The following is a 16,204-nucleotide window of genomic DNA, read 5'->3' on the forward strand; positions in this document are numbered from 1 at the left end:
CTCGGCCGGGCGAGCGAAGGAGGGCTGAAACGATGTCGTTGCCGTCCCGGGTGTTCGCCGCCCCCACCACGCACGAGATGACGGACCTGGTGAGCGGCCTGCGGTCCGACCCGGCACCTCCCGGGGAACAGGACCTGCCCGCCCCGCCGCCGGAACCGACGGCCGCGTGGCCGACACCCTCGGTGGAGCGGGCGACGGCGTGGCTCCCCGGCGGTCCGACCGGCCTCGGCACATCGGCGGCCAGGGCGCTCCTCCCACCGGGAGCGGGCCACAGCCGGCCCACGCCGCCCCCCGGGGGGCGGCCTCGCGCCGGTGACCCGATCCCGGGCCTGTACTGCCCACCCGCCGTACCGGCCGACCCGGCCAAGATCGCCGAGGTGGACCGGCGACTCGAAGCCTGGGCCCGAGAGCTCGACCTGTTCCCCCCCGAATGGGCGGGCGACTTCGCCGGATTCCAGGTCGGCCGCGCGGTCGTCCTCCAGCACCCGGCGGCAGCCGACCTGGAGCGCCTCGTCGTCGCGGGCAAACTGCTGGTCGCGGAGAACGTCGTCGACGACTGCTACTGCGAGGACTACGGCGGATCCCCCATCGGTCTGGGCAGTCGGCTCGTCATCGCGCAGAGTGCCCTGGACCCCGTGCACACCGCGGACGGCTATCAGCAGCAATGGCACGAGGGGCTGGACGCCGACGCCCCACTGCGCTCCTACGCCGGTGCGGTCCGTGCCTTCCGGGACATCGCCACTCCCAGCCAGGTCACCCGGTTCATCCACGACGCCGCACGCCTGCACCTGGGGTACCTCGGCGAGGCAGCCTGGGCCCAGACCCGCACCACCCCACCGGTGTGGCAGTACCTGGTGATGCGGCAGTTCAACAACTTCCGCCCCTGCCTGTCCATCGTGGACGCCGTGGACGGCTACGAACTGCCCGAGCCGTTCTACTCCCGGCCCGAGGTCCAGCGCGTCACCGCGCTGGCCTGCAACGCCACCACGCTCGTCAACGACCTGTACTCCTTCACCAAGGAGATGGCCATCGACGAGTACCACCTGAACCTTCCCACGGTGATCGCCGCCGAGGAGGGGCGCGGCCTCAAGGACGCATACCTGAAGGCCATCGACATCCACAACGAGATCATGCACGCCTTCGAGGACGAATCCCTCGTCCTGGCCGCCGAGAACCCGGTCGTGGCCCGCTACACCACCGGGCTCGCCGCATGGGTCGCCGGCAACCACGAATGGCACCACACCAACACGTACCGCTACTCCCTGCCCAACTACTGGTGAGAGAAGACACCGCATGACCACCACAGCGCACCGCGCCGACGCGGCAGCAGCCCCGGCCATCAGCCACTACCAGGAGTCCGTGGCCGACTACTGGAACCGCGAGGAGAACCCCGTCAACCTTCGGCTGGGCGAGGTCGACGGCTTCTACCACCACCACTACGGCGTCGGCGATGTCGACTGGTCGGTCCTGCAAGGGCCCCAGCACACCCGCGACGAGCGCATCATCACCGAACTGCACCGCCTGGAGAGCGCGCAGGCCGATCTCCTCGCCGACCACCTCGGTGCCATCACCTCCGACGACCGGCTCCTGGACTCCGGCTGCGGCCGGGGCGGTGGCAGCCTGGTTGCCCACAAGCGGTTCAACTGCCACGTCGACGGGATCTCCATCTCCGAGACCCAGGTGGCCTTCGCCACCGCGCAGGCCGAGAAGCACGGCGTGCACGACAGGGTGCGGTTCCACCTCAAGAACATGCTCGACACCGGATTCGGCACCGGCTCGTTCCGCGCCATCTGGAACAACGAGTCCACGATGTACGTCGACCTGTCGACGCTGTTCGCCGAATACGCCCGGCTCCTCACACGCGGCGGACGATACGTCACCATCACCGGCTGCTACAACGACACGTATGGGCTGCCGTCCCGCGAGGTCTCGACGATCAATGCCCACTACATCTGCGACATCCATCCCCGCTCCGCCTACTTCAGGGAGATGGCGAACAACCGGCTCGTGCCGATCAGCGTGGTGGACCTCACCGCGGCGACCATCCCTTACTGGGAGCTGCGCGCCCAGTCCTCCCTGGCCACCGGCATCGAGGACACCTTCCTGACCGCGTACAAGAACGGCAGCTTCCAGTACCTGCTGATCGCCGCCGACCGGATCTGACCCATCGATCGCGTGCGGGACGCACCTCGGACACCCGGGCATGCGTCCCGCAGCGCGCCCGCACCGACAGACCCCACAGGAGAGTGCGTTTCCCATGGATCCCGAACCGGAACAGTGGGTCCCGGACCTGCTCGCCAAAAGGAAGCACCACAACACTGCCGGTTGCTTCTTCGGTACGGCCTCCGGCGGGGAAGACGCGCACGACCAACTCCCGGACGCACCCGAGCCGGTCGACGGACCTCTCGACAGCGCCGCCTGCGAACGGTCTCGTCCCCGCCTCGGCCGGCCGACCGGCGAAACACCCCGCGGCTGACATCCGGCACAGGGAGCGGCCGAGCACCGGGTCGGAGCGGGTGGGGCGTTGGCGGAAGGTGTCGCCGACGGTGCCCGCCCGTGGTGTCCGACTGCGGCGTCAGCGTCCGTTCGACGATGTCCGACGCAGGTTCTCGACCAACTCCAGCAGGGTGGTGTGTGTCGGCCGGTCGGCCGCCACGAGCAGCCCGCCCGCACCGGTGTGCAACGGCTGGCCGTAGATGCCGGTCACCACACAGCCGGCGGCTTCGCACAGGGCGATCCCGGCCGCGAAGTGCACGCTGTCGCGCAGGTCGCCGTCGGTGACGTAGGCGGCCCTCCGTCCGGCGGCCACCCACGCCACCGCCAGCGTGGTGGACACGACGCGCGGCCGGAAGTTCTCGGCGAACCCGGGAGCGGTGAAGAGGTCGGCCGCCCGGAACTCCGGAGCGTTGGGGAACGGCGGGTCGAGGTTCACGTCCACCAGCCGGGAAACGGGCGACGGCACCAACTCCTCGTCCACGTCACCGTTCCGGAGCCGTGAGCGTTCGCCGTCGGTCCAGAGGACCTCGCCGCCGAACGGGTCGGCGGTCGCGGCGGCGACAGTCCTCGACCCCACCCGCAGCGCCACGTTCACCCCGACCAGCATGGTGCGCACGGCGTAGTTCAGGGTGCCGCACAACGGATCGACGAGCCACCTGCGCTCCGCGTCCCGCGCACCGATGTGTCCGCTCTCCTCGCCCGTCATGGCGTCGTCGGGGCGAGCGGCGCGCAGCACGTCGAGGATGGCCCGCTCGGCCGCGAGGTCCGCGGCCGTCGCGAAGTCACCGGCGGACTTCTCGAACCGTGCCAGGGAAGCCCCGTACATCTCGCGGACGACGGCGGCTCCGGCCCGTGCCGCGGTCACGGCCAGCTGAGCATCGGTCTGTGGCGTCGTCGTCTGCATCCGTGCAGCGTAGTCGGGCAGGTCTGGTGCCGGGGGGCAGGGGCCGGATCAACTCGGCTCATGAGCATGCAGGTTGGTTGCGTCGACGGTCCGGCGCTGCGCGCGCACGCCACGCTCGCCGAGCCGGCCGGGACACTCGGCGCCCGGCCGGAAAACGCACGGGACGTCGACGAGGGCGTGTCGGTGGCGGAGGAACCGCACGACGAGGTGTTCGGCCGGACCTTCGTCGTCACCGATCCCGACGGCAACCTCATCCGGGTCTCCCCTGTGGACTGATCGGGCGCTCCGGAACCCGGCAACGCACCCGCGACCGGCCCCTCGCCTGCGGAAACCCGGTTTCGGTGTGGTGGGCGGCGATATTACCGTGGCGCGGTGACAACTCAGGTGATCGTGTTGAACGGCGGATCCAGTTCCGGCAAGTCCGGAATCGCCAGGTGTCTGCAGGCGGTTCTGCCGGGCCCGTGGCTCACTCTCGGCGTCGATACGCTGATCGAGGCGATGCCCGCGGCCATGCAGATGTCAGAGGCGGGCATCGGCCTCGCCGCGGACGGCGAGGTGAGTGTGGGGCCGGAGTTCCGGGCGTTGGAAGCCGCCTGGATGGCGGGGGTCGCGACGATGGCCCGTACCGGTGCCGGGGTCGTCGTCGACGATGTCTTCCTCGGCGGACCGGAATCCCAGCGGAGATGGCGGAAGGCGCTCGACGGGCTGGACGTGCTGTGGGTCGGGGTCAGGTGCGAGAGCGAGGTCGCCGTCGGCCGGGAGATCGCCCGGGGCGACCGGATCGCGGGGATGGCGGAGTCGCAGGCGGAGTCCGTCCATCGGGGCGTGTGCTACGACCTGGAGGTGGACACCACACGCACCGAGTCCCTGGAGTGCGCGCGAACCATCGCCGCCCGGGTCGGGTGAACCGACCGGCGGAGCCGACCGCCCGCTCCCCTCAGGGCCCGAGGTCTCGGCCGGGAGCACGAGCACCGTGCGCTCGTGCTCCCCGTGCCGTACGGGCCGGGTCGCGCGCTGCCCCGTGCGGACGCTCAGGTCGCCGAGGCGCCCGCCGCCACCCGTGAGGTGAGGCGCACGGGCAGGCTGCGGTGGCCGTTCATGATGAAGGTGGGCAGCGGTTGGAGGTCGGCCCGGTCGACGGCCAGCGCGAGGTCCGGGAAGCGCTCGAAGAGGCGGGAGAGGCCCGTCGTGGCGACGAGTCGCGCGATGCCCGCGCCCATGCAGTAGTGCGGGCCGAGGCCGAAGGTCAGGTGCTCCTTGTTCGCGCGGGTGAGGTCGAAGGTGTCCGGGGAGTCCGGGTGCAGGCCCGGGTCGCGGCCCACCGCGCTGTAGTTGACGAGAATCGGGTCGCCCTTCGGGATCGTCACACCGCCCAGTTCGATGTCCTCGGCCGCGTACCGCAGCGGCAGGTGCACCAGCGGCGATTCGACCCGCAGGGTCTCGTCGATGACGTCGTCCCAGGTGGCGCGGCCGGAGCGGACAAGTTCCAGCTGGTGCGGGTTGCTCAGCAGGGCGGTGATGGCGTTGTCGAAGAAGTTGATCGTGGTCTCGGAGCCCGCACCCAGGATCGCGAAGATGGTGTCGGTCAGCTCGTCCTCCGACAACCGCGAACCGTCCTCGTCGCGGGCCGCCACCAGGTCGCTGGTGATGTCCTCGCCCGGCTCCCGCCGCTTGTCGGCGATCAGCTCGGCCATCGCCCCGCGCCAGCCGGCCAGGACCGCCTGTGCCTGCTCCGGGGTGGCTGTGGTGTCCACCATCGCGTCGATGACCTTCGCGGTCTTCGCGCGGGCCTCCTCCGGCATGCCGATCAGGTCGGCGACCAGACGGGCCGGCAGCGGGTAGGCGAAACGCTCGCGCAGGTCGACGACCTCGCCCGGCTCCACCGCCGCCAGGGCGTCGAGCAACTGCTCGGTGAGTTCCTCGACCCGCGGGCGGAACGCCTCGGTGCGGCGCGGGGTGAACGCGTTGCCGACCAGCTTGCGCAGCCGGACGTGGTTCTTGCCGTAGGCGGTGACCATGTTGTCCATGGCGACCCAGCTGATCAGCTCCCAGTCCGGGGGGATCTCGCCGTTGACGAAGGCCGGCCAGTGGTTGCGGGCGCTCTTGGTGACCCTCGGATCGGTCAGCACCTTCCTGATCTCGTCGTGACCGTTGAGGGACCAGGCGACGATGCCCCCGGGCAGTTCCACCCGGGCGGCGGGGCCCTGCGCGCGCAGGGTGGCGGCCTCGCCGTGGATGTCGCGTCCGGTGGTGTCGAGGGCGAACGGGCAGCGTTGCTCCATGGAGGTATCCGTCTTCTCTTCAAAGGGGAGGGCGGGGCTTTCGGAGGGGCGGGGCGGTGCGCGAGGTACGGGGCGGGGTGGGGCGGTGGTCAGGGCGCGGCGAAGTGGGCCCGGGCCAGTTCGCGGTTGGCGAGCATCGAGAGGAACACGCCGTTCCCGGCGTGGCTGTGCAGCATCGACAGATCGCGCCACACCCGTTCGATGCGGTGGCCGCTGCGTACGGAGCTGGAGCCCGCGGTCGGGAAGAGCTGCCCCTCGACCGCCCGCCAGCACAGGCGCACGGCCTCGCGGCTGATGGTGGCGAGCCGCAGTTCCTCCTCGCGGGTGAAGGCGGCGGCCTCCTTCAGGCACAGCTCCTGCCACTGGCGCACCGCGTCGCGCATGGCCGCCTCGGCGGTCGCGATCAGGCCGGTGGCCTCGCCGTAGCGGAACTGGTAGTCGGGGTCCTCGGTGCGCGACACGATGGGGAAGAACGAGGTGGTCCGGGTGCGCATCAGCTCCTCGTACGCGTCCAGCGCGCCCCTGGCCATGCCGGTGGCGAGCGCGCCGAGTTCGAGCAGCATGAAGCTGAGCGGGCCGCCGCCGTACTCGGCCCCGTGCAGGCGCCGCCCCGGTGTGTCGTCGGTGAGGGCGATCTGGCTGAGGTGGCCGCCCAGTGTGCGGTGGCCGGGCACCCGGGCGTTGTCGATGCGCAGGCTGTGCGAGCCGCTGCCCCTGAGACCGAGCTGGTCGCCCCAGTCGTCGAGGCGCTCGAACTGGTCGCGGGAGACGACGAACAGCATCGGCGCGGGGGGCAGGCCCTCGCCCTGCGGCACCAGTGTGTGGCCGATGAAGTGCGTGGCGTAGGGGGCACCGGAGCAGTAGTTCCAGGTGCCGTCGAGGATCCAGCCGCCCTCGCCGTCCGGCTCGGCGCTGCCCGCCGGAGCGACGGTCGCCGGGCAGATGAACTCCCCGGCGGCGAACAGCTCGTCCTGGGCACGCTCGTCGAACAGGGTGCCCGCGACCAGTGCGTGCGCGGCGCCGAACAGGTACATCCAGCCGGTCGACGGGCAGCCCCGGGCCAGGGCGCCGGCCACCCGCAGGAAGGTGTCCGGCCCGAACTCGTAGCCGCCGTGGCGGCGCGGTACGAGGATGCGGTAGAAGCCGGCCCGGGAGAACGCCTCGTGCGTGTCCCGGGCGTAGAAGCCGCGCTGCTCGGTCTCGGCCTGTCGCTCGACGAGGGTCGCGGCCAGCGCCTCGGCACGGGCCACGACCTCGTCCGGCGTGAGGCCGGGTTCCGGGGGTGCAGTGCCGGTGGCGGGGGTGTCGGCCAGGGTGGTGGTCATCGTGGATCGTTCCCCTTTCTCGCGGGTGGTTCGACGTGCCGGGGGCCGGGGCCCGCGGCACGTCCGGGACGAGGGAGCGGCAGCGCGCTCAGAGATCGGCGAGCGCGGTGCCGGGTGCCTCGGCGAGGCGGCGCAGCAGGGTGCGGAACTCGTCGACGAGACCGACGGCGGTCGCCTCGTCGAACCGGTTGCGGTCGAACTTGAGGCTTCCGGCGAGCTCGCCGCCCGGCAGCACGTCCATCGCCCACAGCCCGCCGTCCGGAATGGCCGAACTGACCTCCTGGGAACGGACCCTGCGGCGGATCTCGGTGAATCGCGCGCCCGCCACGGTGCGGTCGTCCAGCGGGAACGGCGACTGCAGGACCTCGAACGCGACGACGGCGAGGAACCCGTCCGCGAACGGTGCCAGCAGCGCCGGGCTGTCCTCGGCGATCCGCGCGAACGGGATTTCGTGCTCGTACGCCCCCAGGCACGCGGCACGCGCCCGGTCGAGGACATCGGCGAGCGTGGCGCACTGTGTGGTGTCGATCCGGATCGGCACGAAGTTGAAGAACGGTCCCACGGAGTCCATGAAGCGCTCCTCGGAGCGGCCCGAGGAGAACGTCGGGAAGACCACGTCCGTGACGCCGGTGCGACGGCGCAGCAGCACGCTGTACGCGGCGGACAGCACCATGAACGGGGTGCTGCGGGTGGCCTTCGCGAAGTCGACGACGCCGCGCGACAGCTCCGCGTCGAACACGAACCGGTGCACGCCGTAGGCGCTGGGCACCTCCTCCCGCGGCCGGTCGGTGGTGACACCGGTGATCTGCGCACCGGCCAGCCGGTCGCGCCAGTACGCGCGCTCGCGGTCCGTGCGCGCTCCGTCGGCCTGCTCCAGCTGCCGGCGGGCGAACTCCTGGTACTGGGGCGCCGGGGACGTCACCGGCTGCCCGTCCCCGGCCCGGACCTGGTACGCGTCGGCCAGGTCCCGCATGATCACCTGGAGCGACCAGGCGTCGGTGGCCGTGTGGTGGGTGACCAGCACCAGCACGCCGTCGTTCGCGTCGAACCGTCCCAACACGGCCCGGACGTGCGGGAGCCGGGTGACGGAGAACGGGGTGGCGTCCAGGTCGTTGAGGAACGCCTCGGCGCGTTCCTCGCGCGTACCGCCGTCGTCCGGCACGTCCACCACCCGCAGCTCGGCAGGTGCCGGGGGATGCACCACCTGGTGGCCGCCGTCCGCGTCGGCGAGCACCGACGTGCGCAGGATCTCGTGCCGCGCCACGACGTCGTCGAGAGCGGCCCGCAGGGTGTCCGCGTCCACGGTGCCGGTGACCCGCCAGCCGCAGACGAGGATGTGCCGGTGGCCGAACGCGCCGTCCGTGGCGCCCTTGTCGAAGCCGCGCAGGAATTCCTGGTTGTAGGAGAGCGGGATGCGACCGCCCGGCTCGTTCGACTCCGGCCGCACATCAGTGATGGTCACGGCAGACCAGTCCTTTCTCATTCGGTGACCGGTCCGGCATGCCGACCGGGGATGGTGCCGCGCCCGGCCGGGCACGGCGGAGGGACGGAGGGACGTAGGGGCGGATGGGCCGTACGGTTCAGCGGGTGGCGGTCATCGCCAACTCATCGATACGGACGCCGAGTTCGTTGACCGTGGGGTGGTTGAACACCTCGCCGACCGAGATCTCCACGCCGAACTCCGCCTCGACCCGGGAGACCAGGCGCATCGCCTGGAGGGACTGCCCGCCCAGGTCGAAGAAGTTGTCGTCGACGCCGATCGACGGCACGCCCAGGACCCCGGCGAAGACCCGGCACAGGCGCCGGAGCCGCTCACCGCCCGCCTCGTCGCCCGTCGGGCCGTCCCCGGCGGAGGGTCCGGCCGGGGTGGGCTCGGGGAGCGCGGAACGGTCGAGCTTGCCGTTGGGGGTCAGCGGCAGTTCGGGCAGCTCCACGAGGACGTCCGGGACCATGTACTCGGGCAGGATCTCGCCCAGTGCGGCGCGCAGGGCGCGCACGTCGCAGCCGGGGGTGCGCGCGACGACGTACCCGGTCAGCCGTTTGTCCCCGGGGCGGGGTTCACGGACGACGGCCGCGGCGTGCGCCACCTCGGGCAGCGCGGCGAGCGCGTGCTCCACCGCGGCCGGTTCCACCCGGTAGCCCCGGATCTTGACCTGGTCCCCGGACCGCCCGGCGAATTCGAGGAGCCCTGCCGCGTTGCGCCGCATGAGGTCGCCGGTGCGGTACAGGCGGTCGTGCGGGCCGCCCGCGGGGTCGGCGACGAAGCGTTCCGCGGTCAGATCCGGACGCCGGTGGTAGCCGGCCGCCAGCCGGTCGCCGCCGATGCAGAGTTCGCCCACCTCGCCGTCGGCAACCGGCACGAGCCGTTCGTCGAGCAGGCGGGCGTCGACACCGTCGAGGGGCAGGCCGACGGGGACGCCCTGGGCCAGATCATCGGCGCGGGTCAGGGCCGCCTGGGCGGCGAACGAGGAGACCTCCGTCGCCCCGTACATGGCACGTACCACCAGCCCCGGGCAGGCGTCGAGCACTCGCAGGACCGCGGTCGGGGCGATCACATCGCCGCCGGTGAGCACCTCGGACAGGGAGGCGAAGCTCTCCGGGGCCTCCTCCGCGAAGACCCGGAACAGGCCCGCCGTCAGATGGACCGCAGTGATCCTCTCCCGGACGAACAGGTCGCGCAGTGTGCGCAGGTCGAGATCGCCGGGCGGGGCGACGACCAGCCGCCCGCCGCGCAGCAGCGGCACCCACAGCTCGTACGTCGAGACCCCGAAGGCGTACGGCGCCACGGACAGGACGCACCGGTGCCCCCCGCCGTCCCAGCAGGAGTCGGCGGCGAGTCCCAGCACGCCGCGGTGCGTGACCGCGACGCCCTTGGGTTCCCCGGTGGAGCCCGAGGTGTGGATGACGTGGACGATCGCGTCACCCTCCACGACCACCCCCGGATCGCCGTCCGGCAGCGAGCCGAGCGCCTCGTCGCGGGCCGGGTCCAGTGTCCTCGTCCCCAACGCCTCGGCCCGCTCGCGCATCACGGCATCCGTGAGCACCAGGGGGCCGCCCGCGTTCCGAACGATCAGGCGCATCTGCTCCGCCGGGTACGCGGCGTGCAGCGGCAGGTAGCAGGCGCCCGCCTTGACGACGGCGAGGATCGACACGACGACGTCCGCCGAGCGTTCCATCAGGACCGCGACGGGTTCCTGCGGACGCACGCCCAGGTCGAGCAGCCGGTGCGCCAGCCGGTTGGCCCGCGCGTCGAGCTGCCGGTAGGTGAGCGACGTCCCGCCCGACGACAGCGCGACGGCGTCGGGCGTGCGGCGCGCCTGTTCGGCGAAGCGCTGCTGCACCGAGGTGGCGACCTCGGAATTCGTGGAGACCATCGCGTCCGTCCAATCCGCTCGGCCGTGGCCGCGTGCGCGGGCGAGAGCCCGGGCGCGGCGCACCCTTGGGTCTGGCGTCACGTTCACAGAGGCCGGACGGGCGTCGCATCTCCTGGATTGCCGTGCGGGGAGGCGGGCCGCCGTGACCTGGGCCTCGGGCGCGGGGGTCCGGGACGCCCACTTCCAGATCGGGAAGTCGGGGACGCGGTCGTCGCGCTCCGACGCGGTCGCGGAAGCCGCCTGACGCCGCTCGCCGATCCGCCCCTGTCGCCCCCCGGGGCGTCAGATGTTCCGGTGGTAGCGGCAGTACGGGTCGTCGCATGAGGCGGGGACTTCCCACCGGGGGCCGATCCGGTGCAGCAGCCCCCGCTCCGGGGGCTGTGCGGGCAGGGAGCAGATGACGTCGGTCGGCGTGTACACCGGCCGGGCGTCCTCCTCAAGGTGTTCGGGGTCGGTGAAGCAGAACTCGATCCGGCGGTCCCACGGAGGCGTGATACGGGGGTTCGGCAGACCGTTGCCGCCGGGGGCGAGGCGCCACTGGGTGCCGAAGGCCCGGTTGTGGACCTCGCCGAGGTACCAGGCGGCCACCGTGATGTCTGCCTCGCCGGCCTTCTCGCGTGCCCGCGCCGGGCTCGCGTACACGGCGCGGACCATCGCCTCCAGCCGGGCCAGGGAATCGACGGTGAAGTCCCACGGTCCCCACCCTTCCCGATGCCGCTTCCACGTCCCGAACGCCTGCTCCTGGGCGTGCAGCCACGCCGTCAGGGCCGGGTTGTGGGCCGCTTCCTCCTCGGCCCGCTCCTCCTCGCGCAGGTACGCGGTGTACTCCTCGGGGCCCATGTCGCGGGGATCTGTCCATGTCATGGGGCGCGAGCCTAGCCCCCGCCCCGCGCGACGGCCGCGCGGCCGGGTGTGTGCGGGGTGTGACGATCCGGTGGAACAGGGGAGTTGACGGGCACGCCGCGCCAAATACCTTATGTGTAGGGCGACTTGAGATCCTAGTGTGGGCTTTTGCTCGCACGGCACCGATCGACCACGGGGGCCCGTGGTGTCGCGCGGAGCGATGTGCTGATCCGGGCCCTCCGGGGGGTTTCGCGTGACCGAAGCGATCCGTTCCCACCGGCGAAGCTGGTGGGCAAGAACCGCAATAGCCATGGCCTGTGCCGGGGCGTTGTCCCTGACCGGTCTGCCGTCGCTGACGGCCGCGAACGCGGCGCCGAAGGGCCTCAAGCCCGGTAAACGCTGCGACGAGATGTTCAGCGACCTCTACGACTTCACCGACGTCGTGGAAGGCGCCATGCCCGACGACGGCTTCGAACGCAAGGAGTCCGACTGGGACAAGTTCGACTATGTCAACGGGCAGAAGCAGTGGGACGGCCTGAGGGAACCCACCCAGGCCGAGCTGGACGAGATCACCGACGACCCCGGCGACTACAAGAAGGGCGACAAGCGCCGCGTCTGGGCCTACTGGAAGCGGGCCAAGGAAACCAGCCGGTGGAAGGGCGCGTCCTTCACCGACTACCGGGACGACTTCTACATTCCCCAGGGCGGTCACGACCCGCGCGGCCGTGCCTACATGGCAAAGATCGTCCACGACCGCGGTCTCGTCGGGCCGGACTGGATCTGCGAGAAGGAGATCGAGGTCTACGACCCCGACACCAAGAAGACCTATGTGCGGCGCCTGGACGCGTACAACACGCGCACCGGTGAGGTCGTCGAGGGCAAGTCGAACGACAAGCCCGACCGCACGCAGCGTCCCAAGGACGTCGCCATGCTCAAGGACCCCGCCCACAAGGGCAAGAGCCTGACCTACGCCTACGGTCAGGAGCCCAAGGGCGGCGCCAGGAACCATGACGCGGAGCTGCGGAAGATCGCCCCGGACCGGGTGAAGAAGGTCTACTACCGGTCCGACCCCGTCGAGAAGGCACCCAAGGGCACCCAGAACGCGCCCACTCGCCGCGCCGACCCCTACATGAACGCCAAGCCCGGCACCTCCACCGGCTCGCGCGGCGGCGGCAACGACCTCATCAACAAGTCCGCGCCCACCCCCGAGGACATGAAGAAGCGGCTGGAGCGGATCGGGAAGATCCCCAGCATGGACCGGGGCATGAAGGGGCCGGGCGGCGTCGACTTCACCACGATGGACCTCCAGTACGTCGGAAAGCCCGTCAAGGGCCGGGGCCTGGACTACTCGTTCGCCGCGAACGAAGCCTCCGAGGGCCAGGAGATGGGCTGGGGCGGCAAGGCCCGCGCCCAGTTGATCTCGGATTCGTTCTTCACCTGGCTGGCCCTCACCCCGGACAAGTTCTGGGTCAATCTGAACCCGGACGAGCCCGGCAGGGTCACGGACACCAAACTCGGCAGGACCGACGCCGGCCGTGTCCTGCTGGAGGCCGACCTGGAGATGAAGCACGACTTCGCCGAAGCCGTGAACCCCGACAAGCACGCCGGGGCCAAGCGGTACTGGGACACCGCACCGCGCCGCAACGGGATCCCGTGCTTCCCCGGCGTGCGCATGTGGATCAGCCCCGAGACGGCGAAGGTCCGCGAGCAGGACGGCGGCATCTACATCCTGGACGCACCCCTCAAGGTGGACGTCCAGTGGCTCGACGTCGACTACACGGTGCCCGGCAGCACCGAGTGCAAGGACCTGTCCGACGCCGAGAAGAAGGCCATCGAGCGGAGCATCGGCACCAACGTCATGCCCGTCGTCGAAGAGCGCATCAACAAGGACCGGGACTACGCCGATCTGCGCGCCGTCTACACCGCCCGCGTCGCCGCCGAATACATCCGCCGGCAGGACGCCGAGAAGCCCACCGACTACCACGACATCATCAACAGTGATGACGCCTCCGCATGGCCGCTGCGCGCACCGAACCAGGACTGGACCCGCGAAGGCGTCTGGAACCGGTACATGAAGAGCATCCGCGAAGGCATCGAGTGGTTCGAGCTCCGCTACGGCGGCAAGGTCTACAACCAGGGCGTGGGCGGCGTCGACTTCTCCAAGCAGCCGAAGCGGAACGTCTCCAAGGCCGAGTTCCGCCTCGAACACCCCCACCGGCCCCGCCAGACCCGGACCTCGGTCCAGACCGTCACCAACGACAGCGGCACCGATGACCTGCTCCTCCTCGGCGGCAACAGTGCGGGCGGCAACGACGAAGGCGGCACCGAGCCCACCCCGACGCCGACCCCGACGGACACCGGCAAGCCGACGGACCCCCCGTCGTCACCGGCCCCGGACCCCACCACCCCCGGCCCCGGTGACACCGGCAAGCCGATCCCGCCGGCCAACGAGCCGGACCCGGACGGCGGCCTCGCCGACACCGGTTCCGACACCCCCGTCGGCCTCATCGCAGGCGTCGCCGCCGCCCTCGCGGCCGCCGGTGGCGCCCTGATGTGGTGGATGCGCCGCCGCAGGGCCGCCCAGGAGTAGCCCGACCGCACCGGCGAGACGACCGGAAGGGCCCCGTCCGAGGACGGGGCCCTTCACGCGTCATCCTGCCCGCCGCCGTCCTCGGCGCGATCCGTCGGGCACCGGCCATCGACGACCCCGGCCGATCACCGCCCGTGGCCGCGGCGGGGCGGGGATCGCCCGCCGGGCGGCTCAGTCGATCCGTAGTCCCTTCAGGAACCACGCCTCCGCGGCCCGGACGCGGGTCTCGCACTGCGCGCGGTCGGCGCCCGCGATGACGAAGGCGGCGAGGAAGTCGCCCGAGTGGCATGCCTCGCCGATCTCGTCGCCGATTCCGGCGAAGCAGTGGTACTTCACGACCCCGTCGGGCAGGGTCTTTGGGTCCGGCAGGGCGCGCAGCCGGCCCGGGCGGCGGGTGAACAGCAACTGGCTCGCGAGCCGGTCGGGTTCGCGGCGGTGTGTGGGTCCCACCGGCAGTCCGAGCTGGCGGCGCACCGGGTACTCGGCCGGGTCGAAGCCGAACATCGCCCGCTGGACGTCGCGGACCCCGGCGCCGCCCGCCCGGCAGGCGGCCTCGCAGAGCACCAGATCGCCGTCCGGCGTGACGAAGACCTCGATGTGGAAGGCGAAGTCGGTGCCCCCGCCGAACGCGTCGAGAAGCCGTTCCGCGAACGCCTTCAGCCGGTGCGCCAGGGGGTCGGACGCGTCCAGGGCGATGTCGACGCGGCCCTTGCGGTCCGTGTAGTCGGCCAGGACGTACTGGTACATGGACGGCCACAGGGTGGTGATGCCGCCGTCGAGGACCGTCCCGTCGACGTGGCACATCCTGCCCTCGACGTACGCCTCCGCGAGCCAGGCGGGCTCCCCGGCGTCGTCGGTCGGCTCGGCCCCCTCGCACCAGTGCGCGTACTCCTGCTCGGTGCGCAGGATGCGCAGCCCGATCGAGCCGGCGCCGCGGCGCGGCTTGACCACCACGGGGAGCCCGTGTTCGGCGACGAAGGCGTCGAGGTCGTCCGTGCTGCCGAGCAGTGCGTGCGGGGCGACCGCGATCCCGGCGGCCGTCGCGGTCCGCTTCATCACCCACTTGTCGCGGTAGGGCACGGCGGACTCCGGCTGCTGGCCGGGCAGGCCGAAGCGGCGGCGCAGCAGTGCGGCGCGCTCGATGTCGTTCTCCTGGCAGGCGACGATGTCGCTCACCCCGTACCGCTCGACGAGTTCGGCGGCGCGTCGTGCGACGTGCGCGCCGTGGTCGTAGTCGTCGAGCGCCTCGGCGTGGACGTAGGGTGCGTGGGTGGGCAACTCCTCTTCGTTCAGCTTGAGTTGTTCGGCGGAGGCGAGGAGGACGAGGTCCGTGTCGAGCCCGTCGAGCCACTTCTCGTACGGATTGGCCCGCAGGGAGCCGCGGTGCAGAACGAGCGTGGTCATGCCGATTCCCCTTCGTTCCAGATGCTGACGTAGCGCTCGCCCGTGTCGGGCAGCAGGGTGACGACGGTGCGGCCCGCCAGTTCGGGGCGGCGGGCCACCAGCGTCGCGCCGTACACCGCGGCGCCCGAGGACAGTCCGGCGAAGATGCCCTGGTGCCGGGTGAGGCGGCGGGCGGTCTCCAGGGCCGCCTCGTCCGGGCAGGTGACGACCTCGTCGATCAGGGACACGTCGGTGGTGGGGGAGACGAAGCCGCCGTTGAGGCCGGGGATGCGGTGCCGGCCGCCGAACCCCTGCGACAGGACGGGCGAGTTCTCCGGTTCGACGGCGACCACGGTCAGGTCCGGGTTGTGTTCCTTGAGGCGGCGGCCCGCACCCGTCAGGGTGCCCCCGGTGCCGACGCCGCAGACCAGGACATCGACCCGGCCGCCGGTGTCGGCCCAGATCTCCGGGCCGGTCGTCTCGTAGTGGGCGCGCACGTTGTCGGCGTTCTCGTGCTGGCGGCTGTACCAGGAACCGGGTGTGGACCGTTCGATCCGTTCGGCCTCGGCGATGGCGGCGGCGAGCCCGTCCGCGCTGGGCGTCTGCACGATCACGGCACCCAGGGCGCGCAGCAGGCCCACCCGTTCCGGGGTGGCGCTGTCGGGGAGCACCACGATGCACCGGTGGCCGCGGGTTGCTGCCATCGCGGCGAGGGCGATGCCGGTGTTGCCGGAGGTGGCCTCGATGACGGTGCCGCCCGGCGGGAGGTCACCGCGCTCCTCGGCCCCCCGCAGCATGTACAGGGCGGCCCGGTCCTTGCTGGACGCGTACGGGTTGTGCGACTCCAGCTTCGCCAGGACGTCCACGGAGGCGTCGACACCGGGCAGGGCGAGCCGGACGAGCGGGGTGTTCCCGATGAGTTCGTGCAGGTCGTTCGCGATGCGGCGGTGCGGGGCGAGTGTGGTCATGGCGGGCCTTCTGTGCGGGGCGGATGGGGCTGCCGGAAG

General features: G+C 71.6%; 12 protein-coding genes and 1 pseudogene. 5 read left to right on the top strand and 8 right to left on the bottom strand.

The window, feature by feature from the left end:
- The first annotated feature begins 32 nt into the window (after nt 1-32).
- Entirely contained in the window at nt 33-1,280 is a 1,248-nt protein-coding gene (locus tag ACFC79_RS16165) for a family 2 encapsulin nanocompartment cargo protein terpene cyclase (RefSeq protein ID WP_376240420.1), read from the top strand.
- Between the two features lie 13 nt (nt 1,281-1,293).
- Nucleotides 1,294-2,163: a geranyl diphosphate 2-C-methyltransferase gene (locus ACFC79_RS16170; protein WP_376240423.1), complete on the top strand. Its 870-nt coding sequence runs from the start codon at nt 1,294-1,296 to the stop codon at nt 2,161-2,163.
- A 412-nt stretch (nt 2,164-2,575) separates the two neighbouring features.
- On the opposite strand, the gene ACFC79_RS16175 is transcribed toward ACFC79_RS16170, so the two are convergent.
- Nucleotides 2,576-3,400 (bottom strand): inositol monophosphatase family protein, encoded by an 825-nt coding sequence (locus ACFC79_RS16175; protein WP_376240425.1) that lies wholly within the window; start codon nt 3,398-3,400, stop codon nt 2,576-2,578.
- 171 nt (nt 3,401-3,571) lie between these two features.
- Between ACFC79_RS16175 and ACFC79_RS16180 the strand changes: the two are divergent.
- Nucleotides 3,572-3,676 (top strand): annotated as a pseudogene (locus ACFC79_RS16180) (VOC family protein); the annotation flags it as partial.
- A gap of 96 nt (nt 3,677-3,772) precedes the next feature.
- On the top strand, nt 3,773-4,306 hold the full coding sequence (gene cpt, locus ACFC79_RS16185) for a chloramphenicol phosphotransferase CPT (protein WP_376240426.1): 534 nt from the start codon (nt 3,773-3,775) through the stop codon (nt 4,304-4,306).
- A gap of 125 nt (nt 4,307-4,431) precedes the next feature.
- Here cpt and ACFC79_RS16190 read toward each other — a convergent pair whose 3' ends face one another.
- From ACFC79_RS16190 to ACFC79_RS16210, 5 genes are all read right to left on the bottom strand, one after another.
- Nucleotides 4,432-5,682: a cytochrome P450 gene (locus tag ACFC79_RS16190; RefSeq protein WP_376240427.1), complete on the bottom strand. Its 1,251-nt coding sequence runs from the start codon at nt 5,680-5,682 to the stop codon at nt 4,432-4,434.
- Between the two features lie 89 nt (nt 5,683-5,771).
- Nucleotides 5,772-7,007, bottom strand: a complete 1,236-nt coding sequence (locus tag ACFC79_RS16195) for an acyl-CoA dehydrogenase family protein (protein WP_376240429.1) — start codon at nt 7,005-7,007, stop codon at nt 5,772-5,774.
- A gap of 88 nt (nt 7,008-7,095) precedes the next feature.
- Nucleotides 7,096-8,469, bottom strand: coding sequence for a condensation domain-containing protein (locus ACFC79_RS16200; RefSeq protein ID WP_376240431.1), 1,374 nt, complete (start codon nt 8,467-8,469; stop codon nt 7,096-7,098).
- Between the two features lie 118 nt (nt 8,470-8,587).
- Nucleotides 8,588-10,381 (bottom strand): non-ribosomal peptide synthetase, encoded by a 1,794-nt coding sequence (locus ACFC79_RS16205; RefSeq protein ID WP_376240433.1) that lies wholly within the window; start codon nt 10,379-10,381, stop codon nt 8,588-8,590.
- Between the two features lie 282 nt (nt 10,382-10,663).
- Entirely contained in the window at nt 10,664-11,245 is a 582-nt protein-coding gene (locus ACFC79_RS16210; RefSeq protein WP_376240435.1) for a hypothetical protein, read from the bottom strand.
- Nucleotides 11,246-11,477: 232 nt separating this feature from the next.
- Here ACFC79_RS16210 and ACFC79_RS16215 point away from each other — a divergent pair, with 232 nt between their 5' ends.
- Nucleotides 11,478-13,814: a hypothetical protein gene (locus ACFC79_RS16215; RefSeq protein WP_376240436.1), complete on the top strand. Its 2,337-nt coding sequence runs from the start codon at nt 11,478-11,480 to the stop codon at nt 13,812-13,814.
- Between the two features lie 171 nt (nt 13,815-13,985).
- Here ACFC79_RS16215 and ACFC79_RS16220 read toward each other — a convergent pair whose 3' ends face one another.
- Nucleotides 13,986-15,218 (bottom strand): ATP-grasp domain-containing protein, encoded by a 1,233-nt coding sequence (locus tag ACFC79_RS16220; RefSeq protein WP_376240439.1) that lies wholly within the window; start codon nt 15,216-15,218, stop codon nt 13,986-13,988.
- Complete coding sequence (locus tag ACFC79_RS16225) at nt 15,215-16,165, bottom strand: PLP-dependent cysteine synthase family protein (protein ID WP_376240440.1); 951 nt, start codon at nt 16,163-16,165, stop codon at nt 15,215-15,217. The genes ACFC79_RS16220 and ACFC79_RS16225 overlap by 4 nt, the downstream gene beginning before the upstream one ends.
- Nucleotides 16,166-16,204: the final 39 nt, after the last annotated feature.

Source organism: Streptomyces sp. NPDC056061, from assembly GCF_042266885.1.
In the GTDB taxonomy this organism is placed as follows: domain Bacteria; phylum Actinomycetota; class Actinomycetes; order Streptomycetales; family Streptomycetaceae; genus Streptomyces.